This is a genomic window from Kribbella sp. NPDC048837, assembly GCF_055586945.1.
In genome coordinates this window covers 80,978-106,513 of sequence record NZ_JBVJHF010000004.1, presented here as the reverse complement: position 1 = coordinate 106,513, position 25,536 = coordinate 80,978, and the positions used below count along the sequence as shown (strand labels likewise).

Genomic DNA, 25,536 nt, shown 5'->3' with positions numbered 1-25,536 from the left:
TCTTGCGACACACCGACCGACGTACCTCATCCTGACCTCGCCGCGCCTTAGCGTCGTCGCATGGGGACGACAGGGCTGATCTATGTGGCGATCGTCGCCGCGTGGGCCGCCTACCTCGTCCCGATGCTGCTGAAGCGCAACGACGAGGCGCGGCGCCGCCCGGTGTCGTCGTCGGCCGACGCGCGGGTGCTGTCCCGCGACCCGTCGCGGCCTCGGTACGTCGTCCGTCCACCGGGCGCTGCAGCTACTGCCGCGGTCGACGGGTCGAGCGATCTGCCGCCACCACAGCGGTACGTTCCGAACCGAGCCCGCCGGGTGGCCGCCATGCGCCGCCGGCGGGTCCTGTCGATCCTGACCCTTTCGCTGTTGTCGGTCGTCGCACTGGCCGGTCTGCAGATCCTGCTGTGGTGGACCGTTGCTATCCCGGGCGCGCTGATCGTGGCGTTCGTCGTACTGACCCGGGTGCAGCTGCGGCGGCAGGCACGGTCGCGTGCTCGGTTGGCCGCCAAGCGCCGGGCGCAACTGCAGGCCCGCCACGACCGCGGCCCGGCCGGCAAGCCTGCCCCGTCCCCTGACGAGGAGATGACCATCGAGGTCAAGCTCCCCGCCGAGCCCGCCCCCGCACCGGTCGAGAAGCCGGCCGAGGGCCTGTGGGACCCGGTGCCCGTGACGCTGCCGACGTACGTGCTGAAGGAGAAGGCCCCGGACCGCACCGTCCGCACCATCTCCCTGTCCGACGACGAGGTCTTCTCCTCCGCGCGTACGACGGATCCCGCCGAACGCGAGCCGCTCCCCGAGCCGGTCCAGCAGCCCGAGGAGCCCGAGGTCAAGCGAGCCGTCGGCGACTGAAACCCGCTCGACAGCCTCGGTTTTATCGGGCGACCATAGCCGTGTTAGAGTTTCGCGGTCGCCGGGAAACCGGTGATCAGTTCGGGGCTGTGGCGCAGTTGGTAGCGCGCTTCGTTCGCAACGAAGAGGCCAGGGGTTCGAATCCCCTCAGCTCCACCCCAACAAAGGCCGGTCCAACGGACCGGCCTTTAGTCTTCCCACGCATCCGCTACGCGCCCTCCTGTCGTCGCGTGCTACGCCGGCCGCTCCCGCCCACCCCTCTGCGCGCGGCTGCCGCCGCTCATTCGAGGACACCGTGGTTCCGCACACCGTGACCAGCCAACGCAGCGCCGACGCGCGCTAGTGCCAGGTGTTGGTGGGGATTAGGGCTTGGAAGTTTTGGGCGAGGATGGTTCTGTCGTTGCCTACGTCGGCTGCCAGGGCTCCGTTGTCGAAGGTGAAGGCGTGGACCGGGAGCCACTCGTTGTTGTTGGTTCTGAGGATGTAGTTCGGTGCGGGGGCGGGGCGGCCGAACTGGGGGTTCGCCATGATGGCCGCGGTGACGGCGGCGCGGGCCTCGAACTGGGCGGCGGAGGCGGTGGAGCGGGCGTTGACGTCGGCGCGGACCATGATGGCGATCGCGATGGCTACGGCCGAGGCGAGCAGTGAGGCCGAGACGGTGAAGGCGGCGCGCTGGATGATGTTCGCGGTGCCGGGGTTGGCGTCTTCGCCGACGCCGAAGCCCATCAGGCCGGTCAGGATCGCGCTGCCGCCGCCGATGAAGGCGACGATGGCGGGCCAGACCTTGCCGAGGCTGGTCGCCCCGGCGGTGATGACCTGCAGGCTGACCGGAGTCTTCAACAGGGTGGCGGATGCGTCCTTGTCCTCCAGCAGTCGCAGGTCGACCAGGAACTTCGGGACCGGTTCGCTGAGGCCGTCGGCATCGAAAGCCTTACCCGGCCACATCACTTTCTCGTCGGACATCTGACCCCCCACGGTCGACGTGATCGCTCACGGTGAGGGTGACAGCCTGTAGCGGCGACGTCCAGTGCCAGGAGATGGCTCGGAGCGGATTGTTACGTTGAGCTATGGGCTGGGCATAGTGAAGGGGGGACACGGGGAGGGGACTGGGGTGGCTGTTCGGGTTGATGCGGGGACGGCGCTGGTTCTGCGGGAGGCCTATCACAAGATCCAGGCTTTGCCGCGGGGGAACCACTACGTGCTGTACGACTACGTGCGTGGGGTGGCGGCCAAGGTGGCGCCGGTGGATACGTTCTTCGTGGGGTTCCTGCAGGGGTCGGACCGGGTGCGGTATCCGTACGGGTACGAGGACGGCAAGTACGACGATCCGTCCAGCCACACCTTCGGGCCGAGTGGACCGACCGCGTGGCTGCTGCGGAAGCGGCAGACGTACCGGTTCGGGTACGACAACGGTGCCACGCTCAACGCGGGCATCCCGTGTGGCGATGTGAACCGGCGGTCCGAGGATGCGGTGATCGTGCCGATGTTCCGGCGGACCCGGGACGCTCGCGATCACCTGTTCGGGATGATGGCGACGTACAGCTACAGACCCGAGTCGTACGACGACAACGCCGTACGAGCGTTCGAGTGGCTGGCCGGTGCTCTCGCGAACGTGCTGACCCGGGAGGTCGAGGACCGTGAGGCGCTCCGGCTCCTGCCGGCCGGGGACGATGCGCCGAACCTGCTGACGTCCGATCACGTGATGGAGTACCTGTCCAACCGGATCGCGGTACTGCGGGGACTCGCGGACCGGGCGCTGGACGAGCCGGCCGCCGCGGACGAACCGCTGCACGGGTATCTCGAGGGCATCGTCCGTACCGCGGAGCAGACGCAGTCGGAGCTGATCGAGATGATGCTCGAGGTCGACGAAGGACCCGAGCGGCGGTTCCACTCGCTCACCGAGGCTCAGCAGCGGGTGGCGGTGCTGCTCGTGCAAGGTCTCGACAACGAGGCGCTGGCGGCGGAGCTGGGGGTGCGGCCGCCGACGGTGAAGTCGCACCTCGGGGTGATCCTGCGCAAGTACGGGATGGGGAGCCGGATCCAGGTCGCCCAGGACGTCCGCCGGTACCTGGCCCGCTGACCTCCCGGTAGGTGCCTGAGGCAATCACCCCGCAGCAGGCGGAGCTGTCGCAAAATGGGAATCGCGGAAGCTAATCTTGACTCATTCCAGAAAGCGCGGCAGACTGCTCGACGTGCCGACGGTGGATGAGCTCCAGGAGTTGTTGCGTGGAGCCGCGCTTCGGGTGACCCGGCCGCGGGTGGCCGTGCTGTCCGCGGTGTATGCGCATCCGCACGCCGACACGGACTCGCTGATAGGTGCCGTGCGCAACGAACTTCCCGACGTCTCGCACCAGGCCGTGTACGACTCGCTGCACACCCTGACGGCGGCGGGCCTGGTCCGCCGGATCCAGCCGCTCGGCTCGGTGGCCCGGTACGAGTCGCGGGTCGGGGACAACCATCACCACGCCGTCTGCCGGTCGTGCGGTGCCATCACCGATGTCGACTGCGCGGTCGGGCACGCGCCCTGCTTGACCGCGTCCGAGGACCACGGGTTCGTCATCGACGAGGCCGAGGTCATCTACTGGGGGCTCTGCGCCGACTGCGCACGCCGTACCTGAATTCCTTTGAAAACGTCCAGTCCTGGAAGGAATCCGATGTCCGAGATCCATGAGCCACTGCCCGGTGAAGGTAGCGAGGAGAGTCGCGGCGAAGAGAACGCGCAGGCGGCCGGCGGCTGCCCGGTCGCGCACGGCCAGGGCGCGCACCCGACCAGCGGCAACGCGAACCGCGGCTGGTGGCCGAACCAGCTCAACCTGAAGATCCTGGCCAAGAACCCGGCCGTGGCGAACCCGCTGGGCGAGACCTTCGACTACGCCGCGGAGTTCAAGACCCTCGACCTGGCCGCGGTGAAGGCGGACATCGCCGAGGTGCTGACCACGTCGCAGGACTGGTGGCCGGCCGACTTCGGGCACTACGGCCCGTTCATGATCCGGATGGCCTGGCACAGCGCCGGCACCTACCGGATCAGCGACGGCCGCGGCGGCGCCGGCGCCGGGCAGCAGCGGTTCGCGCCGCTGAACAGCTGGCCGGACAACGCGAACCTGGACAAGGCCCGCCGGCTGCTGTGGCCGGTGAAGAAGAAGTACGGCCAGAAGCTGTCCTGGGCCGACCTGATGATCCTGACCGGCAACGTCGCGCTGGAGACCATGGGCTTCAAGACCTTCGGGTTCGCCGGTGGCCGTCCGGACGTGTGGGAGCCGGAGGAGGACGTCTACTGGGGCCCGGAGACCACCTGGCTCGGCGACGAGCGCTACAGCGGTGACCGCGAGCTGGAGAAGCCGCTCGGCGCGGTCCAGATGGGCCTCATCTACGTCAACCCGGAAGGCCCGAACGGCAACCCGGACCCGATCGCGTCGGCCCGCGACATCCGCGAGACCTTCGGCCGGATGGCGATGAACGACGAGGAGACCGTCGCGCTGATCGCCGGTGGCCACACGTTCGGCAAGACCCACGGTGCGGCCGACCCGGAGAAGTACGTCGGCTCCGAGCCGGAGGCTGCGCCGATCGACCACCAGGGCCTGGGCTGGCGGAACACGTACAACACCGGCAAGGGCGCGGACACGATCACCAGCGGCCTCGAGGTGACCTGGACCCGGACCCCGGCCCAGTGGGGCAGCGACTTCTTCGAGATCCTGTTCGGCTACGAGTGGGAGCTCAGCAAGAGCCCGGCCGGTGCGCACCAGTACGTGGCCAAGGACTCCGAGGAGATCATCCCCGACGCGTACGACGCGGCGAAGAAGCACAAGCCGACCATGCTGACCACCGACCTGGCGCTGCGCTTCGACCCGATCTACGAGCCGATCTCGCGGCGCTTCAAGGACAACCCGGAGGAGTTCGCGGACGCGTTCGCCCGGGCCTGGTTCAAGCTGACCCACCGTGACATGGGCCCGATCGCCCGCTACCTCGGTCCGGAGGTCCCGACCGAGACGCTGATCTGGCAGGACCCGATCCCTGCGGTCGACCACGAGCTGGTCGGTGCCGACGACATCACCGCGCTGAAGGCGCAGATCGCGGCCTCCGGGCTGTCGGTGGCGCAGCTGGTCTCGACCGCGTGGGCGTCGGCGTCCACCTACCGGGGCAGTGACAAGCGCGGTGGCGCGAACGGTGCGCGGATCCGGCTTGAGCCGCAGAGCGGCTGGGAGGTCAACAACCCGGACGAGCTGGCGCAGGTGCTGCGCACGCTCGAGGGGATCCAGCAGGCGTTCAGCAAGCCGGTCTCGCTGGCGGACCTGATCGTGCTGGCCGGTGGTGTCGGTGTCGAGGTCGCGGCGAAGAACGCCGGCCAGGACGTCGAGGTCCCGTTCACCCCGGGCCGTACGGACGCGTCGCTGGAGCAGACCGACGTCGAGTCGTTCGCCGCGCTGGAGCCGTCCGCGGACGGGTTCCGCAACTACTACGGCAAGGGCAACCGCTACCCGGCGGAGTACCTGCTGCTCGACAAGGCGAACCTGCTCACCCTGAGCGCGCCGGAGCTGACCGTCCTGGTCGGCGGCCTGCGGGTGCTCGGTGCGAACTACGACGGCTCGAAGTACGGCGTACTCACGGAGAACCCGGGGACGTTGACCAACGACTTCTTCGTGAACCTGCTCGACCTGGGCACGGACTGGAAGTCGACGGACGACAGCCAGGAGACCTTCGAGGGCAGCGTCAACGGCGAGGTCAAGTGGACCGGCACCCGTGCGGACCTGGTCTTCGGCTCGAACTCGGAGCTCCGCGCCGTCGCCGAGGTGTACGCGAGTGACGACGCCAAGGCCAAGTTCGTGTCCGACTTCGTCGCCGCCTGGACCAAGGTGATGGAGCTCGACCGCTTCGACCTGCGCTGATCCCCCGGTAGAAGACCGGCTCCCGCCCTCCTGGGAGCCGGTCTTTTGCTGCCTGAGTTCCTTCTGGGTTCCTTGTGAGTGCCGATGGGCACATGTCAGGCTGGCGACGTTCTCATCGGGCAACGGTTCTTATCGGGCGGAAGGGGTCGTGCCATGCGGTTTCATCATGATCGGGAGCCTGCGGGTGATCTGACCTTCAGTGACGTGTTCCTGGTGCCGAACCGGTCCAGAGTCGCGTCCCGGCTGGACGTGGACCTGTCGACGAGCGACGGCAGTGGTACGTCGATTCCCATCGTCGCGGCGAACATGACAGCGGTGTCGGGGCGCCGGATGGCCGAGACGATCGCCCGCTGTGGTGGGTTGGCGGTGATCCCGCAGGACATCCCGGTCGACGTGGTGGCCGAGGTGGTTGCCTGGATCAAGGAACGGCATCCGGTGCACGACACCGCGCTGGTGCTGCCGCCGACCGGGACCGTGGGCGAGGCGCTGAACCTCCTGCCCAAGCGGGGTCATGGCGCGGCGATCGTGGTCGACCAGGGCCGCCCGGTCGGCGTGGTGACCGAGGCGGACTGCTCCGGTGTCGACCGATTCACTCAGCTGGACGGGATCATGTCCCGCGAGCTGCTGACACTTCCGGCCGGCATGGACGCGGAGGCGGCGTTCGACCTGTTGCACGACGGTCGGCACCGGCTTGCACCCGTGGTGGACGCCGACGGCACGATCGTGGGCATCCTCACCCGCCAGCGCGCGCTCCGGGCCACGCTGTACGAGCCGGCTCTCGATGCGAACGGGAAGCTCCGGGTCGCGGCCGCGATCGGGATCAACGGGGATGCCGAGCAGAAGGCGAAGGCGCTGCTCGATGTCGGCATCGACGTCCTGGTGATCGACACCGCGCACGGGCACCAGGAGCGGATGCTCGAGGTGCTCGAGCTCGTTCGCGGGCTCGAGCCGAAGGTGCCGATCGTCGCCGGGAACGTGGTCACCGCCGAGGGGGTCAGCGACCTGATCGCGGCCGGCGCGGACATCGTGAAGGTCGGGGTCGGGCCGGGTGCGATGTGCACGACGCGGATGCAGACCGCGGTCGGTCGTCCGCAGTTCTCCGCCGTGCTGGAGTGCGCCACCCGGGCCCACGAGCTCGGCAAGCACGTCTGGGCGGACGGCGGCGTGCGGCATCCGCGGGACGTGGCTCTGGCGCTCGCCGCGGGCGCGTCCAGCGTGATGATCGGCTCGTGGTTCGCGGGGACGTACGAGTCGCCGGGGGATCCACACCGGGACAGCGACGGCCGGATCTACAAGGAGAGCTTCGGAATGGCGTCGGCGCGGGCGGTCCGGTCCCGGACGACCGAGGACACGCCGTTCCAGCGGGCCCGGAAGAGCTTCTTCGGCGAGGGGATCTCGACCGCGCGGATGTATCTCGACCCGGAGCGCCCGAGTGTCGAGGACGTGCTGGACTCGATCGTCTCCGGCATCCGGAGCTCCTGCACGTACGTCGGCGCCGCGAATCTGGCCGAGTTCCACGAACGCGCTGTAGTCGGTCTGCAGACCGCCGCCGGGTACGCCGAGGGCAAGCCGCTGGACACGAGTTGGTGATCGAGGAGGCCGTCAGACAACGAATTCCACGTTGAAATGCTTGCGAAAACGACGAGATCGTCTCTCATCCCCGGGGTGAGATCGAGGACTCGGCAATCTCATACGACGGGCGATAGGCACGATTCGCGATCGGTGGCACGGTGTAGTCAGCGGGGTGGAGGGGCAGGACGTCAGGAGGACTGTCGGGGAGTCGCCGATCTCGCAGGGGGCGTGGGATCGACCGACGCGGGGGCTAACAGTCAGACGTCCTGATCGTGGTCGCGGGTGGTGGTGCAGAGTTCGGCCGAGGCTTGGGAGGGCGACTCGGGAACTCCGGACCCACCACCCGCGACTGCTGTCCGCCCACTGATCGGTGCGTTGGTGCTTGGCAACCCATGGGGCCTGGCGGCATAGTCGAGTGATCGACGAAACGCTGGGTTTTCTGGGAGCCGACGTTGTGGAAGGAGACAGGAGCGCCCCGCTGAGGGTCGACGCGGAGACCGCGATCATCCTGCGCGAGGCCTACCACAAGATCGAGGCGCTGTTCCGAGCCGACCACTACGGCCTGTACGACTACGTCCGGGTGGTGGCCGGCAAGATCGCCCGCGTCGACGCGTTCTTCGTCGGCCTCCTGCAGGGCACCAACCGGGTCCGTTACCCCTACGCGTACGACGACGGCCGGTACGTCGACCCGGACACGCACATCTTCGGCCCGAACGGCCAGACCTCCTGGCTGCTCAGGCGCCGCCAGACGTACCGCTTCGCGTACGACAGCGGTGCCGCGCTGCACGCCGGCATCCCGCTCGGTGACGTCGTCCGGCGGTCCGAGGACGTGGTGACGGTGCCGATCTTCCGGCCGACCAAGGACGGCCCGGACCAGCTGTTCGGCATGCTGTCGATGCAGAGCTACGCGCCGAACAGCTACGACGACAATGCGGTCCGCGCGTTCGAGTGGCTGTGCAGCCTGGTCGAGCGGGTGCTGACCCGTGAGGGCGAGGACCGCGAGGCGCTGCGGCGGCTGCCGGCCGGCGACATCGGGCCGAACCTGCTGACCTCGGACCACGTGATGGAGTACCTGTCCCACCGGGTCGCGTCGATCCGCGAGATGGTCGAGGAGGCGATGGACGAGCCCGACGTGGGCGCGTCCGTACAGAGCCATCTGGCCCGGATCGTCGACGCCACCGAGCACATCCAGTCCGAGCTGATCGAGATGCTGATGGAGACCGACGAGGGCCCGGAGCGCCGGTACACGAGCCTGACCAAGGCTCAGCAGGGCGTCGCGGTCCTGCTCGCCGACGGCCTCGACAACGACCAGCTCGCGGCCGAGCTCGGCGTCAGCCTCAACACGGTCAAGACCCACCTCAGCGCGATCCTGCGCAAGTACGCCATGGCCAACCGGGCACAGGTGGCCGACGACGTGCGCAAATACCTGGCGCGGTGACCTCTCGACATACTTAAAGCCATGAAGTAACTTCCCGGTGGCTGTTAATTCCGAATTATCCCACCACCCCGGGAGGCCGTGTGGACGGATGCGTCCGCGCTGTTGCTGTGGATGTCGCATCCGGCGTGGCACTCGACGGTCTGGCAGACGTACGACTACGACCTCGATGTCGATGTCGACGTCGACGTCGACGTCGACGGCGGCCGGCTCGGCACGCGGCGTCAGGCCGTGAATGTTGCTGCAAGCAACAAAACGGACGCGTTCGCCGTGGCCTTCGGTGCCGAGCTGCCGGCTCTTCACCTGCTGCGGCTGACGCTGACGGATGCCCAGGGCGAGATCCTGTCGGAGAACACGTACTGGCGGTATCGCACGCCGGCCGATGTCCAGCGCGTCAACACGTTGCCGGTCGCGAAGCTCGACGTACGCCACCGCCGGCCAGGGGAAGGTCGACGCGACGGTCCGCAACACCGGGAAGTCGGTGGCGGCAATGGTCCTGTTGTCGCTGCGGGACCGCGCAGGGGAGCGCGTGTTGCCGGCGCTCTACTCGGACAACTATTTCTGGCTGCTGCCGGGGGAGAGCCGCAGCATCACGGTCACAGCCCCGAGCTCGGCCTCCGGTCTGAAGCTGGAGGCCGAGCCCTACAACAGCTAACCAATCAGTAGGAGCGGGCGACGAATGCGATGAGGTCGCGTTCGCCGTCTTCGGTGGGGAGGGTGCCGTCGGGGCGTTGGAGGCAGCGGACCGAGATGCCGGACGCGGCCAGGCGGTCCTCGCCTTCCTCGCCGACGACGTCGTACGGCAGGCTGGCCCAGCCGGAGGCGGCTGCCTCCCGCGCTTCCTCCACGGTGGCGACCGCCGTGGTGCGCGCGGCCTGCCGTCGTGTCGCCTCCTCGAGCAGGTGGGTCTGGTCCGCCTCGATCGCGGCAACCACGGTCGAGGTCAGGTCGGCCAGGTTCACCGTCGACTTGCCCGAATCGCGCAGCCGCCGTACGACGGTCGCGACGTCGCGCTCCAGATCGCGCGGACCGAGCTCGATCCGGATCGGGGCGCCCTTCAGCTCCCAGTTCACCGCCCGCCGGCCGAACGGTTGATCGGTGCGGTCGTCGAGCGTGACGCGCAGCCCGGCAGCCGTGAGGTCCGCGGCGACCCGCCCGGCAGCCTCGAGCGCCTGGTCCCTGATCGCGAGTACGACGACCTGCGTGGGCGCGACGGCCGGCGGGATCCGCAGACCGGCGTCGTCGCCGTGCACCATGATCAGGCCGCCGACCATGCGCGTGGTGCTGCCCCAGGACGTGGTCCAGGCAAGCTCGCGCTGCCCGTCCCGGGACAGATAGCCGATGTCGAAAGCGCGGGCGAAGTTCTGCCCGAGCTCGTGCGACGTGCCCATCTGCAACGCCTTGCCGTCACCGGTCATCGCTTCCAGCGTCATCGTGTTCACCGCACCGGCGAACCGCTCACGCTGGGTCTTCCGCCCGACCACGACCGGGATCGCCAGCAGGTTCACCATCACGTCGCGATAGACGTCGTACAGGATCCTGGTGGCGTACGCGTGGGCGTCCGCGGCACTCGCGTGCGCGGTGTGCCCTTCCTGCCAGAGGAACTCGGTGGTCCGCAGGAACAGTCTCGGCCGCAGTTCCCAGCGGACGGCGTTGGCCCACTGGTTCAGGAGGAGCGGCAGATCGCGGTAGCTCTGGATCCACTTCGCCATGTACTCGCCGACGACTGTCTCGGACGTCGGGCGGACCACGATGGGCTCTTCGAGTTGCTTGCCGCCGGCGTGCGTCACCACAGCGAGCTCGGGACTGAATCCCTCGACGTGTTCGGCCTCGCGCTGCAGATAACTCTCGGGGATGAACAACGGGAAGTACGCGTTGGCCGCTCCGGCGGCCTTGATCCGCAGATCCATCGCGGTCTGCAACAGTTCCCAGATCGCATACCCGTACGGTCGGATGACCATCGTCCCCCGGACCGGCCCGTTGTCGGCGAGCTCGGCTTTGGCAATCACATCCTGGTACCACCGGGGAAAGTCCGCTGCCTGCGCGGCAAGCACGGATCGGGTTGCGCTCATGCTCGTCAGTGTAGGAACGGGAAATCCGTTGCGGCGAGGTATTTCCGTGCCCTACGACGAGCAGCTCCCGGCGCCCTTGCGGGCACCGGGAGCTGCGAGAGTCAGAGCGAGGCCAGTGCGTCGTTCCAGGTCTTGGACGGGCGCATGACGGCGGCCGCCTTGGCCGGGTCCGGCTGGTAGTAGCCGCCGAGGTCGACCGGGGTGCCCTGGACGGCGAGGAGCTCGTCGACGATGGTCTGCTCGTTCGCCGCGAGGGTCTCGGCGAGCGGGGCGAAGGCCTTCGCGAGGTCGGCGTCGTCGGTCTGCTGGGCCAGCTCCTGCGCCCAGTACAGCGACAGGTAGAAGTGGCTGCCCCGGTTGTCGATCCCGCCGACGCGACGCGTCGGCGACTTGTCCTCGTTCAGGAACGTCGCGGTCGCCCGGTCGAGGGTGTCGGCGAGGACCTGGGCGCGGGCGTTGCCGGTCTCCTGGGCCAGGTGCTCGAAGCTCGCCGCCAGCGCGAAGAACTCACCCAGGCTGTCCCAGCGCAGGTAGTTCTCCTTGACCAGCTGCTGCACGTGCTTCGGTGCCGAGCCGCCCGCGCCGGTCTCGAACAGGCCGCCGCCGGCCATCAGCGGGACGATCGACAGCATCTTCGCGCTGGTGCCGAGCTCGAGGATCGGGAACAGGTCGGTGAGGTAGTCACGCAGCACGTTGCCGGTCACCGAGATGGTGTTCTCGCCACGGCGGATCCGCTCCAGCGAGAACTTGATCGCGTCGACCGGGGCGAGGATCTTCAGCTCCAGGCCGTCGGTGTCGTGCTCCGGCAGGTACTCCTTGACCTTCGCGATGATCTGCGCGTCGTGCGCCCGGGTCTCGTCCAGCCAGAACACCGCGGGGTCACCCGTCGCACGGGCCCGGTTGACGGCCAGCTTGACCCAGTCCCGGATCGGGTCGTCCTTGGTCTGGCAGGCCCGGAAGATGTCGCCGGCCTCGACCGCTTGCTCGAGTACGACGGTGCCCGCGGTGTCGACCAGCCGGACAGTGCCCGCGGTCGCGATCTCGAAGGTCTTGTCGTGCGAGCCGTACTCCTCGGCCTTCTGCGCCATCAGGCCGACGTTCGGCACCGAGCCCATCGTGGCCGGGTCGAAGGCGCCGTGCGCCCGGCAGTCGTCGAGGACGACCTGGTAGATGCCGGCGTAGCTGCTGTCCGGCAGGACGGCGAGGGTGTCGTGCTCGGCGCCGTCCGGTCCCCACATGTGGCCGGACGTCCGGATCATGGCCGGCATCGATGCGTCCACGATCACGTCGGACGGCACGTGCAGGTTGGTGATGCCCTTGTCCGAGTCGACCATCGCGATCGCCGGTCCGTCGGCCAGCTCGGCGTCGAACGAGGCCTTGATCGCGTCACCGTCCGGCAGCGCGGACAGCCCGGCCAGGATCCCGCCCAGCCCGTTGTTCGGGGACAGGCCCGCCTTCGCGAGCGTCTCGCCGTACTGCGCGAAGGTCTTCGGGAAGAACGCGCGGACCGCGTGGCCGAACACGATCGGGTCGGAGACCTTCATCATGGTGGCCTTCAGGTGGACCGAGAACAGGACGTCCTCGGCCTTCGCCCGGGCGACCTGCGCGGTCAGGAACTCGCGTAGCGCGGCCACGTGCATGACCGAGGCGTCGACGACCTCACCGGCCTGCACCGGGACCGCGTCGCGCAGCACGGTGGTGGTGCCGTCCGCGTCGACCAGCTCGATCCGGAGCGATCCGGCCGCCTCGATCACCGTCGACTTCTCGGTCGAGCGGAAGTCGTTCTGGCCCATCGTGGCGACGTTGGTCTTCGAGTCGGCCGTCCACGCGCCCATCCGGTGCGGGTGGGTCTTCGCGTAGTTCTTCACCGAGGCCGGCGCACGGCGGTCGGAGTTGCCCTCGCGCAGGACCGGGTTCACCGCGGAGCCCTTGACCTTGTCGTAGCGGGCCTGGATCTCCCGCTCCTCGTCGGTCTTCGGCTCGTCCGGGTACTCCGGCAGGGCGTAGCCCTGGGCCTGCAGCTCGGCGATCGCGGCCTTCAGCTGCGGCATCGAGGCCGAGACGTTCGGCAGCTTGATGATGTTCGCCGCCGGGGTCCTGGCCAGCTCGCCGAGCTCGCCCAGCGCGTCCGCGATCCGCTGCTCCTCGGTCAGATGGTCCGGGAACAGGGCGATGATGCGTCCGGCCAGTGAGATGTCCCGGGTCTCCACCCCGACACCGGCCTGACCGGCGTACGCCTGGATCACGGGGAGGAACGAGTACGTGGCCAGGGCCGGAGCCTCGTCGGTGTGGGTGTAGATGATCGTCGAGTCAGTCACAGCCCCACCCTAATGGGCGTTCCCGCCGCCTCCGCCGCCACGTGGGCAGGCTCACGCTCAGAGGTCGTCCGGGTGGGCCAGGGTGATCCCGTTGGCCGCGGTGACCGCGCTGGTGAAGGTCAGGGTGTCGATCGGGGAGGACGCGGCCACGGTCGCGCCGGACAGCGACACCAGGCCGCGGGCGCCCTCCCAGGTGCAGTCGACGAAGACCGCGCCGGCCGCCTTGACCTGGGAGAACTCCGCGCCGGTCAGGTCGCAGCCACGGAAGACCGTGCCGGACAGATCGGCGGAGACGAAGTCCGCGCTCTGCAGCCGGCAGTCGGTGAACTCGACCTTGACGAACTTCGCGAACCGGAACGAGCCGAAGTCCAGCACGCTGTCCCGGATCGTGGCGTGCTGCAGGCTCATCCCCGGGCCGGCGAACCCGGTCAGCCGCGACGACGTGATCGCCAGCCGGGTCACGACCGCGTCGGACCAGCGGGCATTCGCGACGTCGCACTGGTTCAGCTCGGTGTCGACCAGGATCAGCTTGTCGAGGTCCGATCCGGCCAGCTTGCACCGGGTCAGCCGGCAGCCGCTCAGCTCGACGTGCTCGGCCTCCAGATCGCTCAGGTCCACGTCCTCCAGGGCGAGGTCGAGCAGCCGCTCCTCGTCGCCGATGTCGTCCGGATCCGGCGACGCGGAGTCGAGGTGGGCACGCAGCCGCGGCGCAGCGATCTTCATGCAGCGACCGTAACCGGAGACTCGGACAGTTCAGTGCGAGCGGAGGTAGTGAGCGGCCGCACCGATGAGGGCCGAGTGCTCGGTGTCGCGCGTGGCGGAGACGGGGAAGTCGAAGACGGACTCGACCAGGTCGAAGGCTCCGGAGATCGAGCCACCGAGGACGGTCCTGGTCACGCCGAAGCGGTCCAGCCACGGCTCGAGGGCGGAGGACAGGACGCCGAAGGCCGTCAGGAGTACGTCGTGGGCGACGTGGTCGCCGGCGCGGGCCAGGTCGGCGATCTCCTTCACTCCCGGGACCGGGTCCGGATACGCGCGCTGGATCGCCCGGGCGGAGATCGAGTCCTCCAGCGGCTTCCCGTAGTACGACGTCTTGTAGAGCTCGCCGCCCGGCGGCACGGTCTCGCCCTCGCGGACCACGCGGCCGTCGGCGAGGAACGCCGTACCGATGCCGGTGCCGATCGTGACGCCGACGCAGCGCTCGACGCCGCGGACCTCGCCCGCGGTCCACTCGCCGACCGCGAAGGCCTCGGCGTCGTTCATGAACAGCAGCCGGTCGAGGGCGAGCTCGGCGCGCAGGCTCTCACCGAGGTTGTAGCCGTACAGCTGGTCGAACTTGCCCTGGTTGCGGTACCAGGCGACGCCGGTGGCGAAGTCGAACGGCCCGGGCAGGGCCACCGCAAGACCGTTTGCCAACGGCAACTTCCGGGCCGCCGCCGCGAGCTGCCCGACCACCTCCTCGGGCGCCTGCTGGGACGCGAGCTTGGCCCGGTCCACCACGGTCACGTCCCACTCACCCGGCGACACGACCGCCGCGGTCACGTGGCTGCCCCCGACCTCCAGTACCGCTACATCCATGCGGCCCATCATCCATGACCGCGGCTCACCACCTGCCGATGGCGCTGAGGTTGCCGTTCGCATCAACCGTTCGAGTCAATGCCGTCGGCATCGTTCCGGGCCACGGCCGGGCCTCGACGTGCCGGTACAGGTAGAACTCCGACTTGACGACCGCCTCGCCGCTCTTCCCGTCGCCGGTCTCGACGGTGACCTTCATGCCGGACCCGTAGGCGCGGCCGAAGACGGTGGTCACGCTGCTGTGGGCGTCGATCGCGGTCTTGCGGAGCAGTACGCCGCCGCGGCCACCGAGCGGGACGCTCGGTCCGTCCTTCGGTTGCGTGATGCAGAACGCGTAGTTGCGGATGTAGTTGCGCGGCTCCGCGGGCGCCTCCCGGATGCTGGCGGACCCGTACTTGTCGGTGATCGCCACCACTTCGGCCCATCCCCAGGCGTCGTCGCCGAGCACTGCCCCGTTCGACGCCGTACACAGCTTGGCCGACTGGCTCGGCTCGGTGGGACGGCTCGCCGGCGCAGTACTGCGAGGCTCGCGCAGATCCATCGCCACCGTCACCCCGGCGGCGAGTACGGCGACTGCCACGACGCCGGCCACCGACCCGGTGATCCGGCGCCGCCGCAGCCGGCGGCGACCGGTGGCGACCAGGCTCGCCGGATCAGGGGTGAACGACGCCGGCCGCTCGGTGGCGCGGTCCATCAGGGTCTTCAGGTCGTCAGTCATCGCAGCCCCGCGAAGTTGGTGAGTTCGACGAGAGCCGGGTGCGTGCGGAGCTTGTCGAGGGCTCGCATCGTCTGGCTCTTCACGGTCCCGGGGCGGCAGTTGAGCGCGGCGGCGGTCTCGTCGACGGAGAGTTCGTCGAAGTACCGGAGGACGACGCAGGCGCGCTGGCGGGGCGGGAGTTCGGCGAGGGCCTGGGTGATCACGAGCCGGCTCTCCAGGACGCCGAGCGGGTCGGCGCTGTCGGCCTCGGCGGCGAAGTACTCGTCGCCGCCGACGAGCTCGTGGCTGGACTTGCGGCGCAGCGCGTCCAGGGTGGTCGACACCACCACCTTGCGGGCGTACGCGCCGACCGCGCCCTTGCGCTGGATCCGGCCCCAGACCCGGTACAGCCGGATCAAGGCCTCCTGGGTCGCGTCCTCGGCCCGCCGCCAGTCCCCGCACAACAGGTAAGCGGTCCGGCACAGAGCGTTCGCCTGGTGGGTGACGAAGTCGATGTAATCCTTCTCGATCTCATCCTTCACCCAGGCCCTCCCCAGTCATGACGATCCAACGTGACGGCGAGCCGATCGGTTGCATCGATGGTGCGGACTTTTCCGTGCCTGAACCCATGGTCGACGGCGTGCGGGTCACCTGCGCTTCACCGAGGGAACCACTCGGAGCTCCTGACCGTAGAGTGACTGGAACCTGAGGGGACGGTCATGCCGGTCGAGAGCAGTACGACGTCCGCGGTGGCGGCGCTGAGCGTCGTGGTCGCGGTGGTCGGGCATGCGCTCGTCGGTGGCGGTCCGGTTCCGTTCGGCGTCGTACCGCCACTGGCCGCGCTGGCCGGGGTGTGCTGGCTGCTCGGTGAGTATCTCGCCGGGGAACGGTTGCTCGCGGCCCTTGTGCTGGCCGGTGTCCAGCTGTTCGTGCACGTGACGCTGGACGCGGCGCACCCGCCGATGCACCACGGGATGCCGATGCCGGCGGGGATCGGCGGCAGTCTGGTGATGACCGCCGCCCACCTGTCCGTGCTGCTCGTCGGCGTTCTCGCGATCACCGGCGCCCACCGCTGGGTCTACCGCGTCCTGCGGATCCTGGCGCGCTTCCTGCCGCAGTTGCCGGTCCTGCATCCGGTACGGCGTACTTCCCCCGCCCGAGTCGCCCACGTGTCGGCGCCTCGGCTCGTCGGGGCATGGCTGACCTCGAACGCCTGTCTGCGAGGACCTCCGGTCACGCGAGTGATCCCAGCTCTCTGACCGGCTCCGGCCGGGTTCCTCGCAACACCGTGAAAGGTTCTCTCATGCCCAAGAGATTCGTCCTGCGTGCCGGCGCGATCGTCGCGGCGTCCGCGCTCGTCCTGGTCGGTGCCGCGTCCTCGGCGTCGGCCCATGTCACCGTGTCCTCGCCGGACGCCAAGCCCGGTGGGTACGCGAAGCTCGTCTTCCGCGTGCCGACCGAGTCCGACAACACCAGCACCACCAAGCTCGTCGTCTCCCTGCCCGAGGACCACCCGTTCGCGCACGTCGGTGCGCAGGTGAAGGACGGGTGGAAGGTCGAGAAGAAGACCGAGAAGCTGCCCGCGCCGGTCAAGGTCGGCGACGTCACGCTGACCCGGGCGATCACCCAGATCACCTGGACCGCCACCGCGGGCGGGATCCCGCCGAACGACTTCGACGAGTTCGCGTTGTCGGTCGGCAAGCTGCCCGAGGGCGTGGACGCGCTGAGCTTCCCGGCCGACCAGACCTACAGCGACGGCGAGGTGGTCAAGTGGGCCGACGTCGCCAAAGACGGCGCCGACGAGCCGGAGCACCCGGCGCCGACCCTGCAGCTGGCCGCCGCGATCACTCCGGTCGCGGCCACCACGACGGAGACCAAGGACTCGACCGACTCGCTGGCCCGCTGGCTCGGCGGCGCCGGACTCCTGGCCGGGCTGCTCGGTCTCGCCTTCGGCCTGCGTCCGCGCAAGGCGGCGGCTGGTACGGCGGACTCCGGGAAGGCACAGTCGTAGTCGTGCGCCGATTGATCGCAGTACTGGTGGCGTCGCTGGTCGCTCTGGTGGTCTCCACCGGAGTGGCGGCGGCGCACGCCAAACTCGAGTCGATGACACCGCTCGACGGGTCGTCGATGGCCGCGCCGCCGACCAAGGTGGTGCTGACCTTCAACGAGCCGGTCGGCAGCAACGGCACCCAGGTGCAGGTGAAGTCACCCAGCGGTACGAACGTCGCCAGCGGTGACGTCCAGGTGGTCGACAACACGGTGACCCAGCCGGTCGGCGCGATGGTCGAGGCCGGCCGGTACGAGGTCGACGCCCGCGTGGTGTCGGCCGACGGCCACCCGATCACCGTGACCGGGTCCTTCACCGTCACCCACGCCGGTCACCCCGCCACCCAGCCCGCCGGTACGCCGACCGCCCAGTCGGACAGCGGTTCGAACACGGTCACCATCGTCGCCATGTGCCTGGTCATGCTGGTCGTGGTCGCCCTGGCGGTCGTCATCGTCCGCCGCCGCCCGGCCTCGCAATGAGCGAGGCACCGGTAGGCGCCGGGACCTCGGCAGGCAACCCGGTCCGTGGCAGGGGCCGGCTGGTGGCGGCCGGGATGGTTGCCACCGGCATCGTCGTGATGGTCGTCGCCCTACTCGCTGCCGGCGGTGCGCCGAAACCGTTGCCGGCCGGCCTGCTGGGTGCCGGGATGCCTTTGTCCTGGTCGGTTCCGGTCCTGCGATTCGTCGCGGATGCGGCAGCGGTGGCGACGGGCGGCGCGCTGCTGGCGGTCGTCCTGTTCCTGCCGGCGTCCGGCGGGAAGCTCGGCGCCAAGGCGCTGAGGGCCTGCCAGGACGCCGCGCTGGCGGCCGGGATCTGGGCTGTGGCGAGCATCGGCGGGCTCGTGACGACGGCGGCGGTGATCCTCGGCATCCCGCTGTCGCATCTGGCCGAGCATGCCTCGCCGGCCGGGCAACTGAGCCAGGTCAGGGCGCTCGCGGTGGCCGTCGTTCTCACGGCGGTTCTGGCCGTCGTGCTCAGCGGATGCCGGACGATGCGCGGTGCCCGGGTAGCGGTGCTGCTGACCGCCGCGGCGTTGACGGCTCCGCTGCTGACAGGGCACGGCGCGATCGAGCGGACGAGCGTCTGGTCGGTGCTCGCGACCAGTTCGTTGGTTGTGCACGTGTTCGCCGCGACCGCGTGGATCGGCGGACTGGCCGGCGTACTGCGGTATGCCCGTTCGCGTCAGGCGGTCGAGTTGTTCAGCGGGCTCGCACTCGTGTGCGCGGTGACGATGGGGATCACCGGGCTGGTCACCGCGGAGATCCACCTCGGCGGGCGGCAGGACGGCTGGGGGCTGATCACGCAGTGGGTGACGAGCGGGTACGGCGCACTCGTGTTCGCGAAGTCCGTGGCGTTCGCGATCCTCGTCGTGGTCGGGTGGTGGCATCGGCGGGCGACGCTGCCGGAGCTGGCCACCGGGGATCCGGCGGCGTTCCGGCGGCTGGCAGTGGTCGAGCTCTTGATCATGGCCGGGACCGTGGGGCTGGCGGTTGCCCTGTCGCGCACACCGTGACGCTCGTACTCGATGACATGTCAACAGATGTCCGTACACTGGGTGGATGGCGGATCCGCAGTGGCTCGACGCGCGTGAGGCGCGGCTGTGGCAGTCGTACCGCGAGACGCATCGCGACCTGATGCGCGCCCTGGAAGCGCGGCTGATCGGCAACTCGGGACTGTCCGGCGCCGACTACGCGCTGATGCACCCGTTGTCCGTCGCCGAGGACGGCGTCCTGCGGACCCGCGACCTGGGCAAGTCGGTCGGCTGGGAGCGGAGCAGGCTGTCCCACCAGGTCAGCCGGATGGAGAAGCGCGGGCTGGTCTGCCGCGAGGAGTGCACGTCGGACGCGCGCGGCTCGATGGTCCGCCTCACCCCGCTCGGCCGGAAGGCGATCGACGCGGCGGCCCCGGATCACGTCGCCGCCGTCCGCAGCTACTTCTTCGACCACCTGACGGCCGAGGAACAGACCCAGCTGGCCGGCCTTCTCGAGCGCATCGCGACCAACATCCCCGCCGACACCTGCTCGCCCTCCGACTGCGAGGACTAGCCGGCAGGTGGTAACTCCCGGTACTCGGGGGTAGTCGCTGGGTGACACGCCGTTACGCAGAGCAGTCGGTGCGCGGGACCGAAAGAATGAACACGTCTCGTTCGGATGCGCGCTGAATTTGACAACGGTTTTCATTATCGGCAGGATTCGTGGCCCCGTGGCGACCTCACCGTGAAGGAAAATGCGGATGTCCGATGCTCTGAACAGACGTGGATTCCTGGGCCTGGCCGGCGCGCTGGGCGTCGCCGCGCTGACCGGTTGCGGTGCCGACGGCCAGGCCGCGGCCCAGCCGCAGCAGAGCGGTCGGCTGCGGGCCGTCTACGCCGGTGGTGGCGCGAAGGAGGTCCTCGATCCACACGTCCAGAGCCTGTTCGTGGACATCGCGCGGCACAAGGCGATGTACGAGAAGCTGGTCGAGCTCGGGCCTGACCTGAAGCCCGTGCCGCGGCTCGCGTCCAAGTGGGAGCACGACGCGCAGGCGACGACCTGGCGGTTCTCGCTGCGGGACGCGACCTTCCACGACGGCGCGAAGCTCACTGCCGAGGATGTCCTCTACAGCCTCGCCCGCATCGCCGATCCGGCCGTGCCCGATCGGGTCGCGCAGTCCTCGCTGGCGACGTTGGACCTGCGGCGCAGCAAGGCGATCGACACGCGGACGGTCGAGCTCGTGCTGTCGGCGCCGAACGCGGAGTTCCCGGCCTTGCTGGCGGGGATCGGCACGCAGATCGTCCGCGACGGCTTCAAGGACCCGGCCAAGCCGATCGGTACGGGCGCCTTCCGGTTCGTCTCGTTCGAGGCCGGCCGGTCGATGGTCGCGAGCCGGTACGACGACTACTGGGACGAGCCGGCGCGGATCGAGGAGCTGCAGATCTTGTCGGCGGACTCCGAGGCCCGGGCGAACGCCGTCCAGGGTGGTCAAGCAGAGTACGCGAACGACATGACCGCGACCTTCGCGCGGACCGCGGAGGCCGGGAGGACGGTGCGGATCGTCGCCGCGAAGGCCAGCACGATGCAGGCGTTCGTGATGAAGGTCGACCGGCCGCCGTTCGACAACCCCGACGTACGGCTGGCGTTCAAGCTGCTCGCGGACCGGCAGCGGCTGGTCGACGTCGTGCTGGCCGGCCGTGGTGCCGTGGGCAACGACCTGTTCGGCAAGGGGTATCAGTACTACCCGGCCGACCTGCCGCAGCGGGAGCGCGACGTCGAGCGGGCCAGGTCGCTGCTGACCAAGGCCGGCCTGATCGGTAAGGAGATCGAGCTCTTCACCGCCGACGCGTCGGCCGGGTTCGTCGAGGCGGCGACGCTGTTCGCCGAGCAGGTCGCGGAGGCGGGGGTCCGGCTGAAGGTGACCACCGGGAGTCCGCAGACGTACGCCAAGGACCTGCTGACGAAGGGTGTCATCGGCAACCATCGGTCCGGGGCGATGCCGATCCCGCAGTACATCACCGACCGGCTGCTGACCAAGTCCCCGTTCAACGTCACGCACTGGCGACGGCCCGCGTTCGACGCCGGCTTCGCGGCCGCGCAGGTGCTGACCGACGAGACCGCCCGGTCGGCGCGGTACGGCGAGTTGCAGAGGACGCTGCGGGACGACGGCGGCATCATCGCGTGGGGACTGCCCGACTACCTGGTCGCGGTGTCGGCCAAGGTCCAGGGCGTCCAGGCGGTCGCGCCGAACACGCTGGACTCCGGGCGGTTCGACAAGGTGTGGCTGGCCTGAATGCGGTCGTACGCCGCTCAGCGAGCCCTGCTCGCGGTCGTCCAGCTGGCTGTGCTGTCGGTGCTCGTGTTCGTGCTGACCTCCCTGCTGCCCGGTGATGCGGCGGACCTGCGGTTCACCGAGACGCTGACGCCGGAGCAGGTCGACCGGATGCGGGCGCAGTTGGGACTCGATCAACCCGCACTGGAGCGGTTCGCGCACTGGTTCGGCAACGTGCTGACGGGCGACCTGGGGACGTCGCTGATCAGTGGTGGGCCGGTGATCGACATCGTCCGGAACTCGGTCGGCGCGACGCTGGTCCTGACCCTGGCGACGCTGACCGTGGTGGTGCCACTGGCGGTTGCCCTGGGCATCGTGATGGGGACCCGGGAGAACGGCCGGCTGGACCGGGCGATCACGTCGGTGACACTGGCGCTCTCGGCGATCCCCGACTTCGTCATCGCGGTGCTGCTGGTGGCGGTCTTCTCGCTCAAGCTGGGCTGGTTGCCGGCAACGTGGATCGGTGGTGATCTGCTCGCGTCGCCCGCGCTGCTGGTGCTGCCGGTCGCGGTACTGCTCGGGCGGACGGTCTGTCTACTGTCACGCCAGGTCCGGGCCGGGACGATCACAGCCCTGCAGGCGGAGTACGTCGTACAGGCTCGGCGGCTCGGGGTTCCGCGGCGGCAGTTGCTGTTGCGGCATGTGTTGCCGAACGCGGCGGTTCCTGGCGTGCAGGAGCTGGCGCGGACCGGGGACACGTTGCTCGGCGGGGTGCTGGTGGTCGAGGCGATCTTCGCGATCCCCGGCTTTGCGACAGCGCTCGTGGACGGGGTGGAGACCCGCGATGTGCCGGTGGTCCAGGGGTTGACGTTGGTGCTCGCGGTCGCGGCGCTGGTGATCAACCTCGGGGCCGATCTGGTGTGCAACCGGCTGGTGCCGCGGACGGAGTTGCTGCGATGAGGAGCCGGGTCCCTGTAGTGGTGTCGGCGGCGCTGGTCGTGGTGCCGCTGGTCGTTGCCGTGGTCGGGCCGTTCGTTCACCTGGAGAGCAAGCCGGGGTTGCCTTATGCAACTGATGGCTTGCTGGGGACGGACGGGCTCGGGCGGGATGTGCTGGGGTTGCTGTTGGTGGGTGGGCGGACGGCGCTGGGGATGGCGATCGGTGCGGTGCTGATCGCGTATCTCGTGGGTGGGCTGATCGGGCTGGTCGCGGCGTCCACCCGGCATCGCTGGCTGGACGAGGTGCTCATCCGGCCGCTCGACGTACTTCTGCCGTTGCCGTCGTTGCTGGTGATCAGCGTGGTCGCGGTCGCGTGGCGGGCGTCGGCGTTCGCGATCACGCTGGCCGTTGCCATGGTCAACGTTCCGACCGTCGCGCGGCTGGTCCGCGCCGCCGCGCTGGACGCGGCCAGCTCACCGGTCGTCGAGGCGCTGCGGATGCAACGCGAGTCCTGGTTCACGATCCACGTCGGGTACATCGGCCGGTCGGTCCTCGGCCCGGTGGCCGCGGATCTCGGTACCCGGATCACGTTGGCCGTCTTCCTGGTGGCCTCGGTGAACTTCCTCGGGCTCGGTCTGAGTCCTACCGCGCCGGACTGGGCGGTGAGCGTCTCCCGGAACCGGGAGGGCTTGCTGTTGCAGCCATGGTCGGTGCTGGCTCCGGCGCTCCTCCTCGTCTCGTTCACGCTCGGCTTCAACCTGCTGGCAGACCGCCTCGTCCACCGCTCCCGACGTCTGGTGGAGGTGACCCGATGAGCCCGCTCGTGACCGTTCGCGGACTCGGGGCCACTGCCGGGACAGTCTTGGTGGACGACGTGTCCTTCGACGTTGTCGCGGGGGAGGTCACGGCTCTGGTCGGGGCCTCCGGTTCGGGGAAGACGACGTCGGCGCTGGCCTTGCTCGGGGAGCACGGTGACGGCGTCCGGCTCGACGGGTACGTCGAAGTCGACGGAGCGGTTGTCGTCGATGGCGATGGACCGACCGCGGCGGCGGGTCGGGTCCGCGGGCGGGTGGTGGCGTACATGCCTCAGCATCCGGGAAGTGCTTTGAATCCTGCTCGGCGGATCGGCACGACGTTGCGGGAGCTGGCCGAGCTGCACCATCCAGGAGCTGACGGCGTCGTGCCGGAGGCTGTTCGGGCGGCTCAGCTCGACGGGACGACGCTGCGGCGGTTTCCGCATCAGTTCTCGGGTGGGCAGCGGCAGCGGGTGGCGCTGGCTCAGGCGCTGACCTGCCGGCCGAAGGTGCTGGTGCTGGACGAACCGAGCACGGGGCTGGACTCGATCACCCGGCTGCAGTTGGTGACCGAACTGCGGGAGCTGGCCGCGTCCGGGCTGGGGATCTTGCTGCTGAGTCACGATCTCGACCTCGTCCGGGCGCTCGCCACCCGGGTCGTGGTGCTGTCCGCCGGTCAGGTGATCGCCTCCGGCGGTACCGACGTACTCCCCGCCGCACCGGAGCTGGCCGCGGCGGGAACCCCGGCGGCCGGACGACCGTTGCTTCAGGCAATGAACCTGTCAGCGTCGCTGCGGCCCCGCGGCCGGGACCTCGTCCTGCACGAGGTCGACCTCACCGTTCGCGCCGGCGCCTGCCTCGGCGTCGTCGGGCGGTCCGGGAGCGGCAAGACCACGTTCGCGCGCTGCCTGGCCGGCCTGCACGAACGCTTCACCGGCCGCCTCCTCCTGGACGACGAGCCCCTGCCGGTCCTGCGCAGGCGATCGCGCGAACAGCACCGCCGGATCCAGTACGTCTGGCAGGAGGTCCGCGGCTCGTTCGACGAACGCCGCCCGGTCGACCAGCAGGTCGCGCGCACCGCCGTACGCCTGCGTGATCTCCCACCCCGGCAGGCCCACTCCGAGGCCGTCGCCACCCTGGCCCGCCTCGGCGTCTCCGCGATCACCGCGGCCCGCCCGCCGAGTCGCCTGTCCGGCGGCGAGTTGCAGCGTGCGGCCCTGGCGCGGGCCGTCCTCGCGCGTCCCGACGTACTCATCTGCGACGAGATCACCACGGCCCTCGACGACCACGGTACGGCGCTCATGGTCGACCTGCTGACCGAGCTCAAGGACCGCGGTACGGCGGTGATCTGGATCGGCCACGACCTCGGCCTGGTCGCGGCCGTCGCCGACCAGGTCCTGGTGCTCGACGCCGGCCGGGTGGTCGAGCAAGGACCACCCATGGCCGTGATGACGCAACCCGGATCCGCCCTGACCCAGCGGCTGGTGAAGGCCGCCCGCCTCGGTCACCCCCAAGCTCCGCCCGTGCTCATTCCCGATCCAAGGAGCGAACCGCGCCGATGACGCGACTGCACGACCACCTGGCGGAGGCGATCAAGGACCCGGACCCGATCCGGGTCGGCGACGACCTGATCTGCTTGCGGTTCGAGACGATGAAGGTGTACTCCGCGCTCGGCGCCGTACGCCACCTGCTCGAGACCGGCGAGGTCCGGCCCGGGGACACGCTGATCGACAGCTCGAGCGGCATCTACGCGCATGCGCTCGCACTGGCCTGTCATCGGTACGGGATGAAGTGCCACATCGTCGGCTCGACCACGGTCGACCGGACGCTGAAGATCCAGCTGGAGATCCTCGGCGCGACGGTCGAGCAGGTGCCGTCGTCGAACAACCTGCAGCTCGACCAGAACCTCCGGGTCCGGCGGATCGGCGAGATCCTCCGCGACAACCCGTCGTACCACTGGATGCAGCAGTACCACGACGACATCCACTACCTCGGGTACGGCGCGGTCGCCGAGCTCGTCGCCGACGTCGTGCCGGCCGGGCCGCTGTGCCTGGTCGGCGGGGTCGGGACCGGGGCGTCGACCGGCGCGATCGCGGCGTACCTGCGCGAGCGCGGGCGGGACGTGAACCTGGTCGGCGTGCAGCCGTTCGGGAGCATCACGTTCGGGGCCGGGCACACGCAGGATCCGGACATGATCATCGCGGGGATCGGGAGCTCGATCGAGTTCCGCAACGTGCGGCACGAGTTGTACGACCGGTTGCACTGGGTCTCGTTCGACTACGCGATGTCGGCCGCGGTGGATCTGTTGCGGACGTCCGGCGTCTTCGCCGGGCTCTCGGCGGGAGCGGCGTACCTGTCGGCGTTGTGGGAGCACAACTGTGACAGCAACCGGAAGCATGTGTTCCTCGCGGCGGACACCGGGACCCGGTACGTCGAGTCGGCGTTCGCACGGCATGCCGAGGCACGGCCGATGGAGTCGATGCGACCACGCGAGATCGACTCGCTCGACCAGCTCGCGGTGCCGTGGTCGGCGATGTCATGGGACCGGCGGGAGTCGACCTGGGCCCGGCGCGAGGAGTTCCCATCTGCGACCCCGTCGCATTAAGCTGAG

The 25,536-nt window shown here is 69.4% G+C and carries 24 protein-coding genes and 1 tRNA gene; 18 read left to right on the top strand and 7 right to left on the bottom strand.

The window, feature by feature from the left end; genetic code table 11:
* Positions 1-60: 60 nt before the first annotated feature.
* Together sepX and ACZ6O0_RS20545 are read left to right on the top strand one after the other, a co-directional pair.
* A complete protein-coding gene (sepX, locus tag ACZ6O0_RS20550) occupies positions 61-849 on the top strand; it encodes a divisome protein SepX/GlpR (RefSeq protein WP_465766538.1) in 789 nt (262 codons plus the stop codon).
* Positions 850-932: 83 nt separating this feature from the next.
* Positions 933-1,005 (top strand) — tRNA-Ala (locus tag ACZ6O0_RS20545).
* A 183-nt stretch (positions 1,006-1,188) separates the two neighbouring features.
* Here the strand turns inward: ACZ6O0_RS20545 and ACZ6O0_RS20540 are convergent.
* Positions 1,189-1,812 carry a hypothetical protein gene (locus ACZ6O0_RS20540; protein ID WP_465766537.1) on the bottom strand — a complete coding sequence of 208 codons (624 nt, stop codon included), beginning with the start codon at positions 1,810-1,812 and terminating at the stop codon, positions 1,189-1,191.
* A gap of 148 nt (positions 1,813-1,960) precedes the next feature.
* On the opposite strand from ACZ6O0_RS20540, the gene ACZ6O0_RS20535 reads away from it, so the two are divergent.
* The 6 genes from ACZ6O0_RS20535 to ACZ6O0_RS20510 all read left to right on the top strand — a co-directional run bounded on the left by ACZ6O0_RS20535 (position 1,961) and on the right by ACZ6O0_RS20510 (position 9,405).
* The gene (locus ACZ6O0_RS20535; RefSeq protein ID WP_465766536.1) at positions 1,961-2,929 is read left to right on the top strand and encodes a LuxR C-terminal-related transcriptional regulator; all 969 of its coding nucleotides are present in this window, start codon (positions 1,961-1,963) and stop codon (positions 2,927-2,929) included.
* A gap of 121 nt (positions 2,930-3,050) precedes the next feature.
* The gene (locus tag ACZ6O0_RS20530) at positions 3,051-3,467 is read left to right on the top strand and encodes a Fur family transcriptional regulator (RefSeq protein ID WP_465767064.1); all 417 of its coding nucleotides are present in this window, start codon (positions 3,051-3,053) and stop codon (positions 3,465-3,467) included.
* A gap of 36 nt (positions 3,468-3,503) precedes the next feature.
* Positions 3,504-5,732 carry a catalase/peroxidase HPI gene (gene katG / locus ACZ6O0_RS20525; protein ID WP_465766535.1) on the top strand — a complete coding sequence of 743 codons (2,229 nt, stop codon included), beginning with the start codon at positions 3,504-3,506 and terminating at the stop codon, positions 5,730-5,732.
* Between the two features lie 153 nt (positions 5,733-5,885).
* Entirely contained in the window at positions 5,886-7,322 is a 1,437-nt protein-coding gene (locus tag ACZ6O0_RS20520) for a GuaB1 family IMP dehydrogenase-related protein (RefSeq protein WP_465766534.1), read from the top strand.
* 436 nt (positions 7,323-7,758) lie between these two features.
* Positions 7,759-8,742, top strand: a complete 984-nt coding sequence (locus ACZ6O0_RS20515; protein WP_465766533.1) for a helix-turn-helix transcriptional regulator — start codon at positions 7,759-7,761, stop codon at positions 8,740-8,742.
* A gap of 78 nt (positions 8,743-8,820) precedes the next feature.
* Positions 8,821-9,405, top strand: coding sequence for a hypothetical protein (locus ACZ6O0_RS20510; RefSeq protein ID WP_465766532.1), 585 nt, complete (start codon positions 8,821-8,823; stop codon positions 9,403-9,405).
* On the opposite strand, the gene proS is transcribed toward ACZ6O0_RS20510, so the two are convergent.
* The 6 genes from proS to ACZ6O0_RS20480 all read right to left on the bottom strand — a co-directional run bounded on the left by proS (position 9,399) and on the right by ACZ6O0_RS20480 (position 15,943).
* Positions 9,399-10,811 (bottom strand): proline--tRNA ligase, encoded by a 1,413-nt coding sequence (gene proS / locus ACZ6O0_RS20505; protein ID WP_465766531.1) that lies wholly within the window; start codon positions 10,809-10,811, stop codon positions 9,399-9,401. The two genes, ACZ6O0_RS20510 and proS, sit on opposite strands and share 7 nt — an antisense overlap.
* A 101-nt stretch (positions 10,812-10,912) precedes the next feature.
* Complete coding sequence (locus ACZ6O0_RS20500; RefSeq protein WP_465766530.1) at positions 10,913-13,129, bottom strand: NADP-dependent isocitrate dehydrogenase; 2,217 nt, start codon at positions 13,127-13,129, stop codon at positions 10,913-10,915.
* Between the two features lie 57 nt (positions 13,130-13,186).
* Positions 13,187-13,852 (bottom strand): pentapeptide repeat-containing protein, encoded by a 666-nt coding sequence (locus ACZ6O0_RS20495; RefSeq protein ID WP_465766529.1) that lies wholly within the window; start codon positions 13,850-13,852, stop codon positions 13,187-13,189.
* Between the two features lie 30 nt (positions 13,853-13,882).
* Positions 13,883-14,707 (bottom strand): ROK family protein, encoded by an 825-nt coding sequence (locus ACZ6O0_RS20490; RefSeq protein ID WP_465766528.1) that lies wholly within the window; start codon positions 14,705-14,707, stop codon positions 13,883-13,885.
* 25 nt (positions 14,708-14,732) lie between these two features.
* Positions 14,733-15,422, bottom strand: a complete 690-nt coding sequence (locus ACZ6O0_RS20485; RefSeq protein ID WP_465766527.1) for a hypothetical protein — start codon at positions 15,420-15,422, stop codon at positions 14,733-14,735.
* Positions 15,419-15,943 carry a SigE family RNA polymerase sigma factor gene (locus ACZ6O0_RS20480; protein ID WP_465766526.1) on the bottom strand — a complete coding sequence of 175 codons (525 nt, stop codon included), beginning with the start codon at positions 15,941-15,943 and terminating at the stop codon, positions 15,419-15,421. Before ACZ6O0_RS20480 ends, ACZ6O0_RS20485 begins: the two co-directional genes overlap by 4 nt.
* A gap of 177 nt (positions 15,944-16,120) precedes the next feature.
* Between ACZ6O0_RS20480 and ACZ6O0_RS20475 the strand changes: the two genes are divergently transcribed.
* From ACZ6O0_RS20475 to ACZ6O0_RS20430, 10 genes are all read left to right on the top strand, one after another.
* Positions 16,121-16,660, top strand: coding sequence for a hypothetical protein (locus ACZ6O0_RS20475; RefSeq protein WP_465766525.1), 540 nt, complete (start codon positions 16,121-16,123; stop codon positions 16,658-16,660).
* 44 nt (positions 16,661-16,704) lie between these two features.
* Positions 16,705-17,412, top strand: a complete 708-nt coding sequence (locus ACZ6O0_RS20470; RefSeq protein WP_465766524.1) for a YcnI family copper-binding membrane protein — start codon at positions 16,705-16,707, stop codon at positions 17,410-17,412.
* A gap of 2 nt (positions 17,413-17,414) precedes the next feature.
* The gene (locus tag ACZ6O0_RS20465; RefSeq protein WP_465766523.1) at positions 17,415-17,927 is read left to right on the top strand and encodes a copper resistance CopC family protein; all 513 of its coding nucleotides are present in this window, start codon (positions 17,415-17,417) and stop codon (positions 17,925-17,927) included.
* Positions 17,924-18,961 (top strand): CopD family protein, encoded by a 1,038-nt coding sequence (locus tag ACZ6O0_RS20460; RefSeq protein WP_465766522.1) that lies wholly within the window; start codon positions 17,924-17,926, stop codon positions 18,959-18,961. The genes ACZ6O0_RS20465 and ACZ6O0_RS20460 overlap by 4 nt, the downstream gene beginning before the upstream one ends.
* A 46-nt stretch (positions 18,962-19,007) precedes the next feature.
* Positions 19,008-19,493, top strand: a complete 486-nt coding sequence (locus ACZ6O0_RS20455) for a MarR family winged helix-turn-helix transcriptional regulator (protein WP_465766521.1) — start codon at positions 19,008-19,010, stop codon at positions 19,491-19,493.
* Positions 19,494-19,680: 187 nt separating this feature from the next.
* Positions 19,681-21,213 carry an ABC transporter substrate-binding protein gene (locus ACZ6O0_RS20450; protein ID WP_465766520.1) on the top strand — a complete coding sequence of 511 codons (1,533 nt, stop codon included), beginning with the start codon at positions 19,681-19,683 and terminating at the stop codon, positions 21,211-21,213.
* A complete protein-coding gene (locus ACZ6O0_RS20445) occupies positions 21,214-22,152 on the top strand; it encodes an ABC transporter permease (RefSeq protein WP_465766519.1) in 939 nt (312 codons plus the stop codon). It abuts the gene before it with no gap.
* Positions 22,149-22,946 carry an ABC transporter permease gene (locus tag ACZ6O0_RS20440; RefSeq protein WP_465766518.1) on the top strand — a complete coding sequence of 266 codons (798 nt, stop codon included), beginning with the start codon at positions 22,149-22,151 and terminating at the stop codon, positions 22,944-22,946. The genes ACZ6O0_RS20445 and ACZ6O0_RS20440 overlap by 4 nt, the downstream gene beginning before the upstream one ends.
* A complete protein-coding gene (locus ACZ6O0_RS20435) occupies positions 22,943-24,487 on the top strand; it encodes an ABC transporter ATP-binding protein (RefSeq protein WP_465766517.1) in 1,545 nt (514 codons plus the stop codon). The genes ACZ6O0_RS20440 and ACZ6O0_RS20435 overlap by 4 nt, the downstream gene beginning before the upstream one ends.
* Positions 24,484-25,530 (top strand): pyridoxal-phosphate dependent enzyme, encoded by a 1,047-nt coding sequence (locus ACZ6O0_RS20430; protein WP_465766516.1) that lies wholly within the window; start codon positions 24,484-24,486, stop codon positions 25,528-25,530. The genes ACZ6O0_RS20435 and ACZ6O0_RS20430 overlap by 4 nt, the downstream gene beginning before the upstream one ends.
* Positions 25,531-25,536 lie beyond the last annotated feature (6 nt).

Bases quoted from the DNA above. Each gene is read 5' to 3' on its own strand.
- sepX (WP_465766538.1), top strand. From the start codon at position 61: ATGGGGACGACAGGGCTGATCTATGTGGCGATCGTCGCCGCGTGGGCC.
- ACZ6O0_RS20540 (WP_465766537.1), bottom strand. From the start codon at position 1,812: ATGTCCGACGAGAAAGTGATGTGGCCGGGTAAGGCTTTCGATGCCGAC.
- katG (WP_465766535.1), top strand. From the start codon at position 3,504: ATGTCCGAGATCCATGAGCCACTGCCCGGTGAAGGTAGCGAGGAGAGT.
- ACZ6O0_RS20520 (WP_465766534.1), top strand. From the start codon at position 5,886: ATGCGGTTTCATCATGATCGGGAGCCTGCGGGTGATCTGACCTTCAGT.
- proS (WP_465766531.1), bottom strand. From the start codon at position 10,811: ATGAGCGCAACCCGATCCGTGCTTGCCGCGCAGGCAGCGGACTTTCCC.
- ACZ6O0_RS20495 (WP_465766529.1), bottom strand. From the start codon at position 13,852: ATGAAGATCGCTGCGCCGCGGCTGCGTGCCCACCTCGACTCCGCGTCG.
- ACZ6O0_RS20490 (WP_465766528.1), bottom strand. From the start codon at position 14,707: ATGGATGTAGCGGTACTGGAGGTCGGGGGCAGCCACGTGACCGCGGCG.
- ACZ6O0_RS20485 (WP_465766527.1), bottom strand. From the start codon at position 15,422: ATGACTGACGACCTGAAGACCCTGATGGACCGCGCCACCGAGCGGCCG.
- ACZ6O0_RS20475 (WP_465766525.1), top strand. From the start codon at position 16,121: ATGCCGGTCGAGAGCAGTACGACGTCCGCGGTGGCGGCGCTGAGCGTC.
- ACZ6O0_RS20470 (WP_465766524.1), top strand. From the start codon at position 16,705: ATGCCCAAGAGATTCGTCCTGCGTGCCGGCGCGATCGTCGCGGCGTCC.
- ACZ6O0_RS20460 (WP_465766522.1), top strand. From the start codon at position 17,924: ATGAGCGAGGCACCGGTAGGCGCCGGGACCTCGGCAGGCAACCCGGTC.
- ACZ6O0_RS20455 (WP_465766521.1), top strand. From the start codon at position 19,008: ATGGCGGATCCGCAGTGGCTCGACGCGCGTGAGGCGCGGCTGTGGCAG.
- ACZ6O0_RS20450 (WP_465766520.1), top strand. From the start codon at position 19,681: ATGTCCGATGCTCTGAACAGACGTGGATTCCTGGGCCTGGCCGGCGCG.
- ACZ6O0_RS20445 (WP_465766519.1), top strand. From the start codon at position 21,214: ATGCGGTCGTACGCCGCTCAGCGAGCCCTGCTCGCGGTCGTCCAGCTG.
- ACZ6O0_RS20440 (WP_465766518.1), top strand. From the start codon at position 22,149: ATGAGGAGCCGGGTCCCTGTAGTGGTGTCGGCGGCGCTGGTCGTGGTG.
- ACZ6O0_RS20435 (WP_465766517.1), top strand. From the start codon at position 22,943: ATGAGCCCGCTCGTGACCGTTCGCGGACTCGGGGCCACTGCCGGGACA.
- ACZ6O0_RS20430 (WP_465766516.1), top strand. From the start codon at position 24,484: ATGACGCGACTGCACGACCACCTGGCGGAGGCGATCAAGGACCCGGAC.